This is a genomic window from Idiomarina sp. UBA3162, from assembly GCF_002364475.1.
Classification (GTDB): Bacteria; Pseudomonadota; Gammaproteobacteria; order Enterobacterales; family Alteromonadaceae; genus Idiomarina.
On record NZ_DEYI01000056.1, the window covers coordinates 1 to 567 of the forward strand.

At 44.6% G+C, this 567-nt stretch carries 2 protein-coding genes; both read left to right on the forward strand.

Annotated elements, in window-relative coordinates; all coding sequences use genetic code 11:
• Positions 1 to 202 (forward strand): 30S ribosomal protein S6 (gene rpsF / locus B2X00_RS06795; protein WP_290486649.1); only part of this gene is annotated, 202 nt, incomplete at its 5' end.
• A gap of 25 nt (positions 203 to 227) precedes the next feature.
• Positions 228 to 527: a primosomal replication protein N gene (priB, locus tag B2X00_RS06800; RefSeq protein WP_006956989.1), complete on the forward strand. Its 300-nt coding sequence runs from the start codon at positions 228 to 230 to the stop codon at positions 525 to 527.
• Positions 528 to 567: the final 40 nt, after the last annotated feature.

Consider the following 567-nt stretch of genomic DNA (forward strand, 5'->3'; position numbering starts at 1 on the left):
CCCAATCAACAAGCTTCATAAAGCGCACTACGTGTTGCTTAACATTGAAGCGAACGCAGAAGTTGTTGACGAGCTGGAAACAGCGTTCCGTTTCAACGACGCTGTTTTACGTAACCTTGTTATGCGTAAAAAAGAAGCGATCACTGAACCATCTCCTTTAACTAAAAAGGAAGAGCGTAAAGGTGATAGCGAAGCCGCTTAATTGAGGTTTTGCTCCTTTAGCAACTATGAATCGACTTCATTTAACCGGACACGTTTGTAAACCTGCTCGACTTGAAAAAAGTCCGTCAGGTATTGAGCACATCCAATTCTCTCTTGAGCACCGCTCAATGCAAGCAGAAGCAGGAATGAGCCGACAATCATTTGTTCGTTTACAAGTCATCATGAGTGGCGAAGGGCTTACGCATTGGTTGGATAAATTGACGGTGGGCAGTGAAGTACATACCGAAGGTTTCTTGCATCGTCACGAAGACAAGCAAGGGTTAGCCAAGCTGGTTCTTCACGCTCAGCATCTAGAAATGATTTAAGGAGGCCATAATGGCTCGTTTTTTCCGTCGCCGTAAATTC

Excerpts from the sequence above, each read along its gene's own strand:
- priB (WP_006956989.1), top strand. The coding sequence starts at position 228 with ATGAATCGACTTCATTTAACCGGACACGTTTGTAAACCTGCTCGACTT.